This window comes from Bradyrhizobium sp. 197, from assembly GCF_023073375.1.
Classification (GTDB): domain Bacteria; phylum Pseudomonadota; class Alphaproteobacteria; order Rhizobiales; family Xanthobacteraceae; genus Bradyrhizobium.
Genome location: NZ_JADPJJ010000191.1, coordinates 161,443 through 176,823 on the forward strand (window position 1 = coordinate 161,443; position 15,381 = coordinate 176,823).

The following is a 15,381-nucleotide window of genomic DNA, read 5'->3' on the forward strand; positions in this document are numbered from 1 at the left end:
GGAAGAGGGGTCGGGATCAACATCCCGGCCCCTCTTTCCGTCATGACACAAACCTTTTCAAGGCAAGTCGAGCCGGTAGAAGTCGCTCGCGGTCTGCGAGAACAGCGCCGTCTTCTCGGTCTCGCTCAAGGGCGCGGCGATGCGCTTGAAGGCGTTGAAGATCACCTGGTAGCTGCACTGGCCTTTGTCCGGCGGGAAATTGCTCTCGAACATTGCGCGCTTCACCCCGAATGACTCGATGCAAGTCTCGACATAGGGCCGCCATGCCGCGGCAAGCTCCTCGGACGACGGTGGCTTGTCGCGTAAATGGAAGTCGTGGCCGAGCAAACACATTGCGAGCCCGCCGAGCTTCACCACCACGTTCTCGCATTTCGCGATCTCCCGGATCGAGGCGCGCCACTGCGGAAACACCTCCTCGCGCCGCCCGCCAAAGCGGCCGATTCCGGCCGGACCGCCGCAATGATCGAGCACGATCCTGGTGTCGGGGAAGGCGCGGGCAAGTTCGGTCAGCTCGCCGATCTGCGGATGAAACAGCCAGGCATCGAAGCTGAGGTTCAGCGGCGCGAGGCAGGCAAAGCCTTTGCGGAACGTCGGGTCCTGCAACAATCCCTTCGGCCGGTTCGCATACATGCCGGCGACGGCGGGGTCTTCGTCCCAGGCCGAGGAATGCCGGATGCCGCGGAAGCGACCGTTGCCCGCGGCGATCTCGGCCTCCAGCACCGGCTTTGCGGCGTCGCCGAGCAGAAGATTGGCGTGACTGACGATGCCGGCGCAGATCGCGGCCTTGCCGTAAGCGCCGCTCGCGCTCATCGCGGCCACGCCGTTGGCGAACTCGACCTCGCCGACGGGCCGGAATGCTTCGGGCCCGTGCGCGCGATACATCGAGCGGCAGTCGACATAGACGGTGGCGATGATGTTGTGGCCGGAGGCGACATCGGCTGCCATCTCCTCGATCAGATAGCGGTGTCCGCGATTCCAGAGATGGTGATGGGGATCGACGATCGGCCGTAAGGGATCGATGATCTCCTCCTGATGCAGCGCGAGCCAGTCCTCGCGCGGCTCGACGAATAGCCCGCTCGTGTTGGCGGGCAGACTGCTTGCAGCCATCGGCGTTCGCTCCCCTGATGTATGCTTCTTGTTCTGGGAGCCTAGCACCTCGTCCTCGCACGTAGCAGCGCGCGTTGCGCAACCGCACCCGTCATCGCGGGCACAGCGGCGCTGTCGTCAGCCCTTGCGCCGCTTCGCCCTCACATCGACCACCAGCCGCCAGTCGGTTGCGGTGGCCGGCTTGACCTCGCCGAGCCAGTGGAAGAAATCCTCGGTGATCTCCGTAAAACTCCAGCGCGTCAGGTCGCCGGCTTCGGTCGTGGCTTCCTGCACGATGTCCTCGCCGCGCGGACGGCCGATCTGTTGGCGGAACACGCTACGGCCGGGATCGAACCAGGAAATCCGCCATGCGTCGATGGTCGGATCGTAGACCCGCAGCGTGGTGCCGTACCAATTGCCGGCGATCGGCAAGGCCGGGCTGCCTGTCGGGCGCGGGATGATCCAGACGTCCTGCACGGCGCGGCCCTCCAGCACCCAGCCGAAATGGATTTCGCCGGGCGCGGTGTGTTTCGTTCCGTGGGGGCCATGGGCGCTGATCTCGGCGTCCCAATCGCCGACGAAGCGGCCATAAAGCTGGAGCGCCGCCGCGTGCTCGGGGTTCGGTCCGTCCGCATGCAATAATCTCGCAAAGTCTGTCATGTCGATCTCCTCTGCTCAGGAGACCAGCACGGCCGGCCGATGGCCGGCTTGGAGAAAATTGCGCGTCAGACGCCGTCGAGGATAATCACCGTCGGCTTCGACGGCAGCGCATCCCGCGACATCCGGAAACTTCGCTCCATGCGCCGGTCGATCTCGAACTGTTGGCCGATGAGGCGCATAAACTCGTCGAGCGGGGTCGCGAAGCGGTGCATCGGCAGCACCACCGAGGCGCGCAGCCGCTTGGTGATCTCGGAGACGCCGTCGAGCGACATAGTGTAGGTGCCGTCGATCGGCACCATTACGATGTCGAGCCGCCCGATCTGGGCAAAATGGCTGTCGTCGAGCTTGTGGTGGAGATGGCCGAGATGGCCGATGCAGAGGCCCGCGACCTCGAAGATGAAGATCGAATTGCCGTCGCGGATCATGTCGGCGCCGGAATCGTCGCCGAAATAGCGGCGGATGTCGGTGGTGACATTGCGGATGAAGGTGTCGCCGATGCGCTCCGAAACCAGCGCCGGCTTGCCGTCCTCGCCCCAGCCATGCAGCACATGAGGAATGCGCCTATCGGGATATAGAGAATAATGCGTGCTGTGGGCCCGGTTCATGGTGGCGACATCGGGCAGCCGTCCCACCTGATAGGCGCCGCTATAATCGGTGGCGATGCGCAAGCCGCCGGGCGTGTCGATGAAATAGGTGGAATGGCCGGCATAGGTGATCTGGACTTCAGCCGAGGCCGCGGCCTGCCGCAACGCGACAGGCGTCACGCGGGGGGCCGCATTCGCCATCGCCAGGCATTCGCTGCGCTGAGGCTGCTGGGCGAAGGCAGGTGTTACCAGCCAACCGAGAAGCGCACAGACCGTCAGCAATAGTCGAGACATCAGGAACCGTCCGCCGCTTATCGACGATCTGATGAGTGTATCTACGAATTATCCTCGCGTCATGTGGTGCTGGCGAGCCGCGCCATTCCGCCGCTCGCTTCGATCAGTTTCACGGCTTTTTTGTCGAACGACACGAAAGTATCGGCCCCAAGCCAGTTGCCTTCGTGGGCGATGACGCCATCGGCAAAATCGCCCCCGGCGTCGAGGAGCGCTAATCCAGCCTCAGCTACGGGCCGGTTGACGACTACATTGGAGGCATTGATCAAGTGCCGGATCGAAGCCGCGATATTTCCAGCAGAGGTTTTGTAGCCTCGTGAGAGGACCCAAGCTAACTCGCATAATGCGGGGATCGAGATGGCTATTAGGTCCGCGTTCTCCAGAAGGGCTTCGCCCAACTTGCCCTGTTCGGCATCATCTCCGACCAACACCCGCACCAAGACGTTGGTGTCGGGTGTTATCTTCATCGCTTGCCGGCCCAGCCGTCAGCAATGACCGCGTTCATCTCCTCGATCGAGAGCGATCGACCGTTCGTCTTTCCTTTCAGGAAGCCGAAGGCATTCGAGATCTTCCCGGTGGGCCGAACTGCTTTCACCTCAACTCGCCCCCCAGGAAGCTTTTCTATCGAAATCTTGTCGCCCGGATGCACACCAAGGTGCTCCAGGAGGTCTTTCCGCAACGTGACCTGTCCCTTTACCGTGACGGTAAGCGTGCCCATGGGGGATCCTCGCTCGCTGATAAGCTTAAGTAAGGCAATATCGCCTTACTTTCAAGTGAGCGCTAGGTAGGCCAAGCCGGCTCTACTCCCGCCTTGGGCTGAACTTCCAGGTGATGGCGACCAGGCTAGCGGTGATCAGGCCGCTGACGAGACCGGCGATGGGCAGCGCGAGCAGCAGCGCTGCGCTGGCAGCCCAGCCGATCGAGGAGAACGCCTCGGCGAAGGTCGCAAGCCGGGAGGAAGTCTGGCGGCGGCGGAATTGGCTGCGCCGGGCCTGCACCCGGAACCAGAGCTGGATCGCGGTCGCGGACGCCGCGCTGACGATGACCGCGCCGGCGCTGACCGCGGCCTGGAATGGCGAGATGAAAGCGAGCGCGGCGATCAGCGGGCAGAAGATGACGGCAATCGCGATCAGCACCACTTCGATCTTGGCGCGGATGACGCTGGACGAAGTTAGCGGCGCGGTCGCGACCAGATCAGGCGCGTCCTCGCCCGAGATCGTCAGCCAGGCGAGCCCGCCGGCGAGTTGTCCCGCCGCCATGACGATGACGGGCGTGATCAGCGTCAGCGCCGCGGAGCTGTCGGCAAAGCTGCGCCAGAGCAGCAGCGCCGGCGGCACCAGATAGAGCAGCTGCATCAGGGTCTGCGAGATCAGCCAGGGATCGCGCCACAGCAGCGAAAACTCCTTGCGCCGCAGCGCGTGCTGCCGCGACCCGCCGCGGAACGGGCGCTCCTTCGCGCTTGTGCGGCCGGACGCGCCATAGGCGGCGGCATCGATCGCGGTGTCTGCAAAGCGGCCCGAGAAGATCGCCATGACGCTCCCGAGCAGCACGAGGCCGAGCGCCAGAAGCAGCAGCAGCGCTTCGCTGTCGCCTATGGCCGCGCGCGCCGGCCACCACCAGATGCTGTCGACGTCGGGGGCATGGTCAGCCACGCTACCCGAGGTCAGGATGGTGAAGCGCGACAGCGTGCCGTAGGACATGATTGCCGCGACCTGGAGCGCGATCACGAAGCCGGCGCCGATGATCGCGGCGAGGATCTGCGCGACGAACCGTGTCCGCGCCGGGCCGATCAGGCGGAACAGCAGGATGGTGACGGCAATCGCGATCGCCGCAGCCGACAGGCCCATGGCGACGACGAGGCCGAACGCCGCAAGCCAGCGTGCGCCGCCCCCGAACACCAGCACGTCGATGAAGGGCGTCGAGAACAGCAGCGCTATCACCGTGACGGTGAGTGCGATCGCGGCGATGCGCACCGAGAACAGATTGGCCAGCGTCGCGGGCGAGGACATGATGAGGTCGAGATCGGCGCGGGCGTAAAACACCCGCGTCACCGATTCGATCGCCTGTGACAGCATCAGCGTCCAGGCGAGAAAGATGGTCGCCGAAATCACGATCAGCGAGGATTTGTCGAGCGGCAGTTCCAGGTCCGCGAAGCGGCCGATCACCGCCCAGGCCGGCACGTGCAGCAGCGCCGCGAACAACAGCAGGCCGATCACCGCGACACGCGCCCGTTTGCGCCGCCCGCCGGTCATCATGGCGAACCATTCGCGCCAGGCGAGCCGGAGCTCGTGGCGGGCAAACCAGGAGAGCGCGGTGGCCGAACTCATGCGGCTTCCTGCAGCGTCACCAGCGCGATGAAGAGATCTTCCAGGCTGGTATCGGCGTGGCCGTTCTGCTGGCGCAGCTCGGTCAGCGTGCCCTCCGCGACCAGGCGCCCGGCTGCGATCACGCCGATGCGGTCGGCCATGCGTTCGGCGACCTCGAGGATATGCGTGGTCATGATGACGGTGCAGCCGCTGCGCACGCGATCGCTCAGCAATCCCTTCACGTGGCGGGCGGAGACGGCGTCCAGTCCCGTCAGCGGCTCGTCGAGAATGATGAGGCGGGGATCGTGCACCAGTGCGCCGGCGAGAGCGACCTTCTGGCGCATGCCCTTGGAAAAGCCCTCGCAGCGTTCGTGCCGGTGCGGCTCGAGCCCGAGCGAGGCGAGCAGCCCCTCGGCGATCGGTTCCGAGACCGACGGTGCGATGCCCCACAGACCGGCGACGAATTCGAGATATTCGAGCGGGGTGAGCTTGTCGTAGATCATGGGCTCGTCGGAGACCCACGCCATCACCTGCTTGGCGGCGACGGGGTTTTGGAGCGCATCGATGCCGAAGATCGAGACCGCGCCGGCATCGGGCCGCAGCAAGCCGGCAATCATGCGCAAAGTGGTGGTCTTGCCGGCGCCGTTGGGGCCGACCAGCGCATAGAATTCGCCGGCATGGATGGTGAGATCGAGGCTATCGACCGCCAGGCGGTCAAAACGCTTCGTTAACCCCAGGACTTCGAGCGCCGAGTCGTCCGGCTTCATGACGGCCACACTTTGCGGTTTTGCATCGCCCGCGACCATGATCCGAAGATGTTTCGGCACCGTGAATCGCGCTGCCGCAAATTCCGTCATCCGGATTGGACTAAAGGCAAGTCACCGTTTGTTGACAGCGCTTGGCGGTTCAGGCTGAATTGGCCAAGGGACGAATGGCGCGAACGCAGCGAAACGACTGCGTAGCGACTGAACACAAGATGCGGCAAGGCGGTCAGGAAGAACCGCCGGTTGTATCGGGAGGATGCGCGGCGATGCTGGATTTCGTTCAGCAGCTGGTCAGCGGTGTTGCGCTCGGCTGCGTCTACGGCCTGATCGCGCTCGGTTTCGTGCTCGTCTACAAGGCCACCGAGGTCGTCAATTTCGCTCAGGGCGATTTGATGATGCTGGGCGGCTTCTTTGCCTTCACCTTCATCGGCATGTTGGGCCTGAACTACTGGGTCGGCTTTGCCGGCGCGGTGGCGGCGATGGCGCTGTTCGGCATGCTGGCCGAGCGCGTGGTGGTGCGGCCGATCCTCGGCTATCCGCAATTCTCCATCATCATGGCCACCATCGGGCTCGGCTATTTCCTGCGCTCGGTCGCCGGCATGATCTGGGGCACCGACGATTTCAAGATCGACACGCCGTTCAGCCAGGGCGTACTGCGGATCGGCGCGCTGGTGCTGGCCTACGACAAGCTCTCGGTGATCGCGGCCACCGTCATCCTCTGCACGCTGCTCTGGCTGTTCTTCAACAAGACCACGCTCGGCACCGCGATGCGCGCCAGTTCCGAGAACATGCTGGCAGCCTATTACATGGGCATCCCGGTCAAGCGCGTGGTGTCGATCGTCTGGGCGATCAGCGCTGCGGTTGCGACCTGCGCCGGCGTGCTGCTGGCGCCGATCACCTTCATCCATTCCAATGTCGGTCTGGTGCTTGGCCTGAAGGCATTCCCGGCCGCCGTGCTCGGCGGGTTCGGCTCGATCCCCGGCGCCGTCGTCGGCGGCGTCCTGATCGGCGTCATCGAGAGCATGGCCGGCTTCTATCTGGTCGAGGGCTGGAAGGACGTCGCGCCCTACATCGTGCTGCTCGCCGTGCTCCTGCTGAAGCCCGAAGGCCTGTTCGGCCGTCACGTCCGCAAGAAGGTCTGAACGCCATGCGCTTCCCGTTCAAGACCGACTATGAAGACGACATCAAGCTGTTCCCGCACTCGGGCTATTTCGTCTCATACGGTCTCCTGCTGGCCGTGCTGCTGATCGCGCCCTATGTGCTCTCCAGCTATCTGATGAGCCAGCTCGTCTTCGTCTGCATCTATGCGACCGTCGGTGTGGCGCTGCTGATTTTGACGGGCTTCACCGGGCAGGCCTCGCTCGGCCATGCGGCGTTTCTCGCGATCGGCGCGTATACGGCGGCGTACTTGCAGAAATATGGAGTGCCGTTCCCGGTCTATTTCCTGGCGGCCGGGCTCCTGACCGGTCTGATCGGTGCGCTGGTCGGCTTCCCCGCGCTGCGGCTGCAAGGCATTTATCTCGTCATCGCCACCATCTCCTTCGCCTTCATCGTCGAAGAGATCCTGGCGCGCTGGGAGAGCGTCACCAACGGCAACGAGGGCATGCGGATCAAGGCGGTGGCGCTGTTCGGCGTCACAGTCTCGCGCGACAGCCCGACCTTCTATTTCCTCTGCCTTGCCCTGCTGGTGCTGACCATCGTCGGCACGCTCAATTTGCTGCGTTCGCCGACCGGGCGCGCCTTCGTCGCGATCCGCGACAGCGAGACCGCGGCGCGGAGCATGGGCGTCAATGTCGCGCTGTACAAAGTCAAATCCTTTGCGATCTCGGCGGCGATCACCGGCTTCGCCGGCGTGCTGTTCGCGCACAAGCTCTCCTTCATCTCACCGGAGATGTTCACGCTGCAGCTCTCGATCGAGTTCATCATCGTGATCCTGATCGGCGGCACCTTCAGCCTGCACGGCGCGGTGTTGGGGGCGATCTTCATCGTGATGATCGATCCGTTCCTGACCTACCTCAAGGACGACATGCCCGGCATCATCGCCGGCATTGCCGCGATGTTCGGAGCAGGCACGCAAGGCGCGGCCAACATTCAGTCCAAGGTCGCGGCCTTCGCCTCGCTCAATGGCCTGAAAGGCGCGATCTACGGCATCATTATCGTATTGTTCGTGCTGTTCGAGCCGCTCGGGCTCTACGGCCGCTGGCTGAAGATAAAACTCTTCTTCCAGCTGTTCCCACTCTACAAGCGCGCCACCTTCAAGCGGCAGAAGATCTATGTGAAGTCGGAGCGCAACCGATGAGCTATTTTCGCGCAGAGAATCTGTCGCTGCATTTCGGCGGGCTGAAGGCGGTCGATGCGGTGTCGTTCGCGGTGGAGAGGGGCGAGATCCTCTCGATCATCGGACCCAACGGCGCCGGCAAGAGCTCGATCTTCAATTTGATCTCGCGGATCTACCGGCCGACCTCGGGCCGCATCTTCTTCGAGGACCAGGACATCACCGAGCAGCCGCCCTACGACATCGCAAGGCTCGGCATCGCCCGCACTTTCCAGAACATCGAGCTGTTCGAGAATGCCACCGTGCTGTCGAACCTTTTGGTCGGCCGCCACCGGCATTCAACCACGCAGCTCTGGCAGGAGCTGTTGTTCCTGCCAAGCGTGCGCGCGGGCGAGAAGCTGCATCGCCGCCGGGTCGAGCAGGTGATCGAGTTCCTCGATCTCGAGCCTTATCGCGACAAGCTGATCTCCGGCCTTCCCTATGGCGTGCGCAAGGTGATCGAGCTTGCGCGTGCGCTGTGCTCGGAGCCCAAGCTGATCCTGCTCGACGAGCCGTCCTCGGGCCTCAACGTCGAGGAGACCGACGGCATGTCGTTCTGGATCCGCGACCTGAAGAACGATCTCGGCGTCACCGTGCTCATGGTCGAGCACGACATGTCGCTGGTCAACCGCGTCTCCGACCGCGTCATTGCGCTGAACTACGGCCGGGTGCTGGCCACGGGCTCCCCCGCCGAAGTGCAGCAGCACCCTGACGTCGTCGCCGCGTATTTGGGAGCCTGACGCATGGACGCCGCCGTCACGCCCGATATCATCTTGAAGCTCTCCAACATCGAGAGCTATTACGGGCCGATCATGGCGATCCGCGGCATCTCGTTGGAGGTGCCGCGCGGCCGTATCGTCACCCTGCTGGGCGCCAACGGCGCTGGCAAGACCACGGTGCTGAAGACCATCTCCGGCATTCTCGATCCGCAGAAGGGCGCCATCGAGTTCATGGGCAGGCCGATCCAACGCATGGAGGCGGACAGAATCGTGCGGCTCGGCCTCAGCCACGTGCCGGAGGGACGCGAGGTGTTTCCGTTCCTCTCCGTGCGCGAGAATCTGATGATGGGCGCCTATCCGCGTAGGGATCGTGAGGGCGTTGCGGAAGATCTGGAGCGTGTCTACGGCTATTTCCCGCGTTTGAAGGAGCGCATCAACCAACCGGCCGGACAGCTCTCCGGCGGCGAACAGCAGATGCTCGCGATCGGCCGCGCGCTGATGAACCGGCCGACGCTGCTGCTGCTCGACGAGCCCTCGCTCGGCCTGTCGCCGCTGCTCGTGAAGGAGATCTTCTCCATCATCCGCCGGGTCAACGAGGAGCAGGGCATGTCGATCCTGCTGGTCGAGCAGAACGCCAAGGTTGCGCTGGAGACGGCGCACTACGGCTATGTGCTGGAGATCGGCCGGATCGTGATGAACGACACCTGCGACCGCTTGATGCATTCCCAGGACATCCAGGAATTCTACCTTGGCGCCAAGGAAGCGGGCGCGCGAGGCGAGCGGCGCTGGAAAAAGAAGAAGACTTGGCGTTAAAGCAGGCGTTAGAGCAAGACTTGGTGTTAGAGCAAGACTTGGCGTTAGATCAGGATACCCGCCCGTAACAATAGACCGCCGGCAAGGCAGGCAGCGGAGGGGAGCGCGACAAGGAGGAGACGTGCATGGCCCGACAGGCGGTGCTGACGGTCGCTGACACCATCGCGAAAAGCTTTTTGCGCGCCGCGGAGACGCGGGGCGATAGGCCGGCTATACGCGAGAAGAAATTCGGGATCTGGCAGCCGACGAGCTGGCGCGAATGGTTGGAGATCTCGAAGGAGATCGCCTACGCGCTGCACGCCATCGACTTCACGCCTGGCGACGTCGCCTCCATCATCGCCAACGCCGTGCCGGAATGGGTCCATGCCGACATGGGCATTCTATGCGCCGGCGGCGTCTCCTCCGGAATCTATCCGACCGACGCGTCGTCCCAGGTCGAATACCTCGTCAATGATTCCCGGACCAAAGTGATTTTCGCCGAGGACGAGGAGCAGCTCGACAAGGTGCTGGCCTGCCGCGCGCGCTGTCCGTCTCTGCAAAAGGTCATCGTGTTCGACATGGAGGGCCTCAGCGGGTTCTCCGACGACATGGTGATGTCGCTCGACGAGTTTCGCGCGCTCGGGCGCAACTACATGGCGGGCCGCGAGGCGCTGTGGCAGGAGATGGTCGACAGCCGCAACGCGGGCGATCTCGCGGTTCTCGTCTATACATCGGGCACCACGGGGCCGCCCAAAGGCGCCATGCACGCCAACCGCAGCGTCACGCATCAGATGCGGCACGCCAACGATTTCATCCCGGCGCGGGAGGACGACGATCGGCTGATCTTTCTGCCGCTCTGCCACGTCGCCGAACGGATCGGCGGCTATTACATCTCGGTCGCGCTCGGCTCGGTGATGAACTTTGCCGAAAGTCCGGAGACCGTGCCTGACAATCTGCGCGAGGTGCAGCCGACCATCTTCCTCGCGGTGCCGCGCATCTGGGAAAAATTCTATTCCGCCATCACCATCGCGCTAAAGGATGCGACGCCGTTCCAGCAATGGGTCTACCGCCGCGCCATCGGCATCGGCTATCGCATGGTCGATTGCAGGATCGAAGGAAAGGCGCCGCCGCTGTCGTTGCGCATCGCCAACGGCATCGCTTACCGGCTCGCATTCCGCAACATCCGCCGCATGATCGGGCTCGACCGTTGCCGCGTCGCCTTCACCGGCGCGGCGCCGATCGCACCGGATCTGATCCGCTGGTATCTCGCGCTCGGAATCGACATCCACGAGCTCTACGGGCAGACCGAGAATTGCGGCGTCGCGACCATGATGCCGGCGGAGCGGATCAAGCTTGGCTCGGTCGGCAAGGCTGTGTCGTGGGGTGAGGTCGCGCTGTCGCCCGACGGCGAGATCTTGATCAAGGGCGACTTCCTGTTCATGGGCTATCTGAACCAGCCGGAGAGGACAGCCGAGACCATCGACCATCGCGGCTGGCTGCATACCGGCGACGTCGGCACCATCGACAATGAAGGCTTCGTCCGCATCACCGACCGGATGAAGGACATCATCATCACCTCCGGCGGCAAGAACATCACGCCTTCCGAGATCGAGAACCAGTTGAAATTTTCGCCCTACATCTCGGATTCCGTGGTGATCGGCGACAAGCGGCCGTACCTCACCTGCCTCGTGATGATCGACCAGGAGAATGTCGAGAAATTCGCCCAGGACCACGACATCCCATTCACCAATTATGCTAGCCTGTGCCGCGCGACGGAGATCCAGGACCTGATCTGGCGTGAGATCGAAGCGGTCAACGCCAATTTCGCCCGCGTCGAAACCATCAAGAAATTCTATCTGATCGAACGCCAGCTCACTCCGGAGGACGAGGAGCTGACGCCGACCATGAAGCTGAAGCGCGGCTTCGTGAACAAGCGCTATGCCGCCGATATCGAGGCGATGTATCTCGCGCGGGCGGTGGCTTGAACAATCTCGTTCGAAAAACAGCGAAGGAGTGATGGCCCCCACCCTTCGCATCATGCGGGCCCCAAGGAGAGGAGACGTCAATGTCGAGATCGTCGAGAGCGTTCGGCTTTGCGGTAGGCGCGGTGGTGCTCACCAGTCTGCCCGCCGCAGCGCAGACCAAGGTCACCAATGAAGGCATCTCGGCCTCCGAGATCGTCATCGGGACCCATCAGGATCTTTCAGGGCCGATCAAGGTCTGGGGCGTGCCGGTCTCCAACGGCATGAAGATGGCCGTCGAGGAAATCAACGCGGCCGGTGGCGTCCAGGGACGCAAGATCAGGATGATCCTTGAAGACAACGGCTACGATCCGAAGAAGGGCGTGCTGGCCTCGCAGAAGATGGTCGAGCGCGACAAGATCTTCGTCATGATCGGCTCGATGGGATCGGCGCCGACGCTGGCCGCGCAGGACATCCTGTTCGATGCCGGCGTGCTCCAGCTCTTCCCGCTGACCGCCGCCGAGTTCACCTTCAAGTTCGACCCGGCCAAGCCGCAGGAGCGGCTGAAGTTCAACAACCTCTTGCCCTACGTCGAGAGCACGCGCGCCGCGCTGAAGTACATGGTGGAGTGGAAGAATTTTGGGAAGCCCTGCATCATGCATCAGGACGACGAGTACGGAAAGAACGTTCTCGACGGCTTCACCCAGCAATTGACGGCCATGAAGCTGCAGCCGGCGTCGGTGACGAGCTACAAGCGCGGCGCCTCCGACTTCAGCGCGCAGATCGCCAAGATGAAGTCGGACGGCTGCGACCTCGTCGTGCTCGGCACCGTGATCCGCGAAACCATCGGCGCGATGACGGAGGCGAAGAAGCTCGGCTGGGACGTCACCTTCCTGGGGGCGACGCCGACCAACGTGCTGGAAGTGCCGGCGCTCGGCAAGGACGCCGTCGAGGGCCTCTATGCAGCGTCAGGCTTCGAGATTCCGTACGAGGACACCGCCAAGGGCAAGGTCCACGACTGGCTCGTCAACTACAAGAAGATGTTCAACACCGATGCCAACACCCAGGCGATCATCGGCTACAACGCGGTGACGACGTTTGCGTTCTACGCCAACAAGGCGGGCAAGGATCTGACCGGCCAGAAGATGCTGGACGCGCTGGAATCGGGCGACAAGTTCCTCGACATCTTCAACTCGCCGCCGACCAAGTTCTCCAAGACCGACCACCTCGCCAACACCATCACCCAGGTGCAGCAGGTCAAGGGCGGCCGCTGGGTCCTGGTGAAGGACAATCTGATGTTTTGATCGGATCGCTCTTGCGGCGCTAACGGTGCACCCTCGTCCCTTGCGGGAGAGGGTGGATCGCCGCGAAGCGGCGAGCCGGGTGAGAGGTTCCCTCCTCGCGAACAGTCTTGCCCTCATCCGGCACCATAGCCGATGCGAAGCGTCGGCGTTCTTTAAGGACGATTCACGATCCCCCGCCCGCGGTGCCGGAATTCACCGGGGCCAGTTCGTCTTCCCGGCAGCGCCAGCCGTCGGCGGCTTTCACAAACGCAAAAGTGCGCTGGATCCTGAGGCGGCGTGTGACGTTGAAGGCGTCTGCGGAGCGCTCCTTGTTGCCGCCGCCAGGCTGTGGACGACCCGTCCTGGCGTCCCAGCAGGTGCCCGTGCAGGCGGACGCGACCTTGCTGCACATGGTGAAGGGCGCCAGCACAACCATCTCGATCTCGCCCGTGACCTGCGCCTCCTGCTCGGTCACCTGGCTGTCGAGCGCGTAGACGCGGTTGATGCGGAGGAAGTTGCCGCAGGAATTGGCCGCGTGGATTCGCGCGGCGCAGAAGTCGACGGCGTCGGTGTCGGGCAAGCGGGCTACGACCTGTCGGCCGAATACCTTTTTCGGATCGCCTTTCGCCGCGCCAATCTCGCCGGCCTTGTGCTTGAGATAGCCGGCGAGACAGTCCTCCGCCGACTCGAGCTCCCCGAGCGGCACGTTCTCCTTGCCGACCAGATTGCATTTGCGATCGCGCTCCCGCGTCCACCGGCCATATTCGGCGAAGGCAAAGCGTGCCGCTGTCGGATCGAGCTTGCCGATCAGGCCGAGCACCTGGCTGTTCAATTCGGTCTCGGCAAGCGCCAGCGACGGGTCCGCACAGATCAGCGCACCCGCTGCGGTGTTGGCCGCGAGACAGTCGAAATCCGGATCGCGCACGATCGCTGCGCGCTCCTCGGTCACCTTGAGGAGGCATGCCTTCACCCGGTCGAAATCGTCGGTGCGGATTGCGGTCTGGCCGACGATGCCGCAACCGAGGTTGCGCTGGCGGATCCAGATCGCGTTCTCCTCGATTCCAGGCAGGCGATCGGGCAGGCGGGCAAGCCGCGCCTCGATTCCCGTGCTCAGCTTCTCTGCGGCGGCGGCAAGCTCGGCATCACCGCAGAACAATTGATTACCGGGATCGCGAATCTGCTGGCAGTTGTTCCTGGCGAACAGCGGCAGCCTGTCGGCGATGGAGCGGTCGGAGGTGCCTGATTGCGCGAAGCCCGGTGCCGCCGGCAAAGCCAGCAGCGCAAGCAAAGTCAGCACGATGAACCGCATTCCAGTCGCCCCCGCATAGCCGCGGCCATGCTAGCGTCCCGGATCGCGCGGCGAAATGGCTTTGTGGCGGGGTGGTTGGGCTCGTAGCCGGGATTTCGCTGCGTTCCGTCCGGGCTACAACATCAATCAATGCGTCTCGGCGGCGACCATCGAGAACCGCACGGGTTCGTCGACATATTTCATCACGGCCGACTGGTAGAGCACGAACAGCGGCTGGTAGCTCCGTGCAGCGTCGTCCTCGACCATTGCCATGCGGCGGTTGTCGAGCATCAGCCAATGGCCGTCGAGCCGTGCGGCGGCAACCGCATGCTCTTCGCCGGCCCTGACGTCGCGCACCACGACAATGCGAAGGTCTTCGGCGGCAACGCCCGCGAGCCGCAGGGCGGCGAGCTTGGCAATGGCATAGTCCTCGCAATCGCCGGCGCCGCGCGCGAAGGTCGCGAGCGGCGAGCTCCAGACGTCCTCAGAACCGTCATTGGCGGCACGGATAGCCAGGTTGATGGCGCGATTGGTTTCGCCCAGCAGAGCGCGGCCGTCACGGCTGCGGGCCTGGTCGACGATGGCGATCAGTTTCAGCGCGGCGGGCGAAGCGCAATTGTCCCGGTCGCCGTCGCACAGCGCGAGCTGCACCATGTCGTCATCGAGCCTGGACTTCAGCGCGAACCATTTCTGTTGCAGGCCGCCGGCGGAGGTGGCGAAGGCGAACACGCCGAACGGCTCGGCGGATTTGCGCACGAGGACACCGGCCCCCGGCGACAGCAGCGTGCCGGCGCGAAGCTCGGCGGCCGATCCGAGCAGGATCAATCCGCACAGCACAATAATTGCGCGCCAAGCGCGCGAGCGAGCAGCGGTCTCCATCTGACATCCCCTTCCGGCTTCGCCAGGTCCCCCTCGACCTGGTCGTGCGGGCTTTGTTGCTTTCGCGGAGATAGTGCGAGACGGGCTGTTTTGTTCTGCTTAACGCGCCCGGCTGAGGTCCCAAAACCGGATAACAGGCTGAAACCGGTCTGGCCCAATTGCGTAAAATTTTACGAATCGGGGACTAGGTAAGAGGCCGCCTGCCGCGAAATCGGACGAATTGCAGGTACTGGTTGTGCCGCGGCCGATTCCGCGCCCTATGGCTAACGACCCGCTATTTCACGGGTTCTGTTAATTGGGTCACAGATTTGGCTCCGTATTTGCCGCAGTATGTTGCGGGGCACCACGAACGATAGATAACTCAAGTATTCGTTGTAAAATTTATACGGGCGAATACAGGAGGGTACCGAAAATGGGCTCGGATAAGCAATCATATACTTACAGATATTTCGAT

General features: G+C 63.4%; 15 protein-coding genes. 6 read left to right on the plus strand and 9 right to left on the minus strand.

Features of this window, described 5'->3' with window-relative positions:
- Positions 1-57 precede the first annotated feature (57 nt).
- From IVB27_RS42465 to IVB27_RS42495, 7 genes are all read right to left on the minus strand, one after another.
- Positions 58-1,107, minus strand: coding sequence for an amidohydrolase family protein (locus IVB27_RS42465; protein WP_247448434.1), 1,050 nt, complete (start codon positions 1,105-1,107; stop codon positions 58-60).
- Positions 1,108-1,224: 117 nt separating this feature from the next.
- A complete protein-coding gene (locus tag IVB27_RS42470) occupies positions 1,225-1,746 on the minus strand; it encodes a hypothetical protein (RefSeq protein ID WP_247448435.1) in 522 nt (173 codons plus the stop codon).
- A gap of 65 nt (positions 1,747-1,811) precedes the next feature.
- The gene (locus tag IVB27_RS42475) at positions 1,812-2,624 is read right to left on the minus strand and encodes an MBL fold metallo-hydrolase (protein ID WP_247448436.1); all 813 of its coding nucleotides are present in this window, start codon (positions 2,622-2,624) and stop codon (positions 1,812-1,814) included.
- A 59-nt stretch (positions 2,625-2,683) separates the two neighbouring features.
- The gene (locus IVB27_RS42480) at positions 2,684-3,088 is read right to left on the minus strand and encodes a type II toxin-antitoxin system VapC family toxin (RefSeq protein ID WP_247344249.1); all 405 of its coding nucleotides are present in this window, start codon (positions 3,086-3,088) and stop codon (positions 2,684-2,686) included.
- Entirely contained in the window at positions 3,085-3,339 is a 255-nt protein-coding gene (locus IVB27_RS42485; RefSeq protein WP_247344246.1) for an AbrB/MazE/SpoVT family DNA-binding domain-containing protein, read from the minus strand. Before IVB27_RS42485 ends, IVB27_RS42480 begins: the two co-directional genes overlap by 4 nt.
- Before the next feature lie 82 nt (positions 3,340-3,421).
- Positions 3,422-4,948: a permease gene (locus IVB27_RS42490; RefSeq protein ID WP_247344244.1), complete on the minus strand. Its 1,527-nt coding sequence runs from the start codon at positions 4,946-4,948 to the stop codon at positions 3,422-3,424.
- Positions 4,945-5,694 carry an ABC transporter ATP-binding protein gene (locus IVB27_RS42495; protein WP_247344241.1) on the minus strand — a complete coding sequence of 250 codons (750 nt, stop codon included), beginning with the start codon at positions 5,692-5,694 and terminating at the stop codon, positions 4,945-4,947. Before IVB27_RS42495 ends, IVB27_RS42490 begins: the two co-directional genes overlap by 4 nt.
- A 263-nt stretch (positions 5,695-5,957) precedes the next feature.
- On the opposite strand from IVB27_RS42495, the gene IVB27_RS42500 reads away from it, so the two are divergent.
- The 6 genes from IVB27_RS42500 (at position 5,958) to IVB27_RS42525 (ending at position 12,781) form a co-directional block, all read left to right on the plus strand.
- Positions 5,958-6,833: a branched-chain amino acid ABC transporter permease gene (locus IVB27_RS42500; RefSeq protein ID WP_247448437.1), complete on the plus strand. Its 876-nt coding sequence runs from the start codon at positions 5,958-5,960 to the stop codon at positions 6,831-6,833.
- Positions 6,834-6,838: 5 nt separating this feature from the next.
- Positions 6,839-7,990, plus strand: a complete 1,152-nt coding sequence (locus IVB27_RS42505; RefSeq protein ID WP_247448438.1) for a branched-chain amino acid ABC transporter permease — start codon at positions 6,839-6,841, stop codon at positions 7,988-7,990.
- A complete protein-coding gene (locus IVB27_RS42510) occupies positions 7,987-8,745 on the plus strand; it encodes an ABC transporter ATP-binding protein (protein ID WP_247344232.1) in 759 nt (252 codons plus the stop codon). Before IVB27_RS42505 ends, IVB27_RS42510 begins: the two co-directional genes overlap by 4 nt.
- 3 nt (positions 8,746-8,748) lie before the next feature.
- Positions 8,749-9,537 (plus strand): ABC transporter ATP-binding protein, encoded by a 789-nt coding sequence (locus IVB27_RS42515; RefSeq protein WP_247344230.1) that lies wholly within the window; start codon positions 8,749-8,751, stop codon positions 9,535-9,537.
- Positions 9,538-9,662: 125 nt separating this feature from the next.
- Entirely contained in the window at positions 9,663-11,501 is a 1,839-nt protein-coding gene (locus tag IVB27_RS42520) for an AMP-dependent synthetase/ligase (protein WP_247344227.1), read from the plus strand.
- Between the two features lie 80 nt (positions 11,502-11,581).
- Positions 11,582-12,781: an ABC transporter substrate-binding protein gene (locus tag IVB27_RS42525; RefSeq protein ID WP_247344223.1), complete on the plus strand. Its 1,200-nt coding sequence runs from the start codon at positions 11,582-11,584 to the stop codon at positions 12,779-12,781.
- Between the two features lie 163 nt (positions 12,782-12,944).
- Here IVB27_RS42525 and IVB27_RS42530 read toward each other — a convergent pair whose 3' ends face one another.
- Both IVB27_RS42530 and IVB27_RS42535 read right to left on the minus strand, forming a co-directional pair.
- Complete coding sequence (locus tag IVB27_RS42530; RefSeq protein WP_247448439.1) at positions 12,945-14,069, minus strand: lysozyme inhibitor LprI family protein; 1,125 nt, start codon at positions 14,067-14,069, stop codon at positions 12,945-12,947.
- A gap of 126 nt (positions 14,070-14,195) precedes the next feature.
- On the minus strand, positions 14,196-14,927 hold the full coding sequence (locus IVB27_RS42535; RefSeq protein WP_247448440.1) for a transglutaminase-like cysteine peptidase: 732 nt from the start codon (positions 14,925-14,927) through the stop codon (positions 14,196-14,198).
- Positions 14,928-15,381 lie beyond the last annotated feature (454 nt).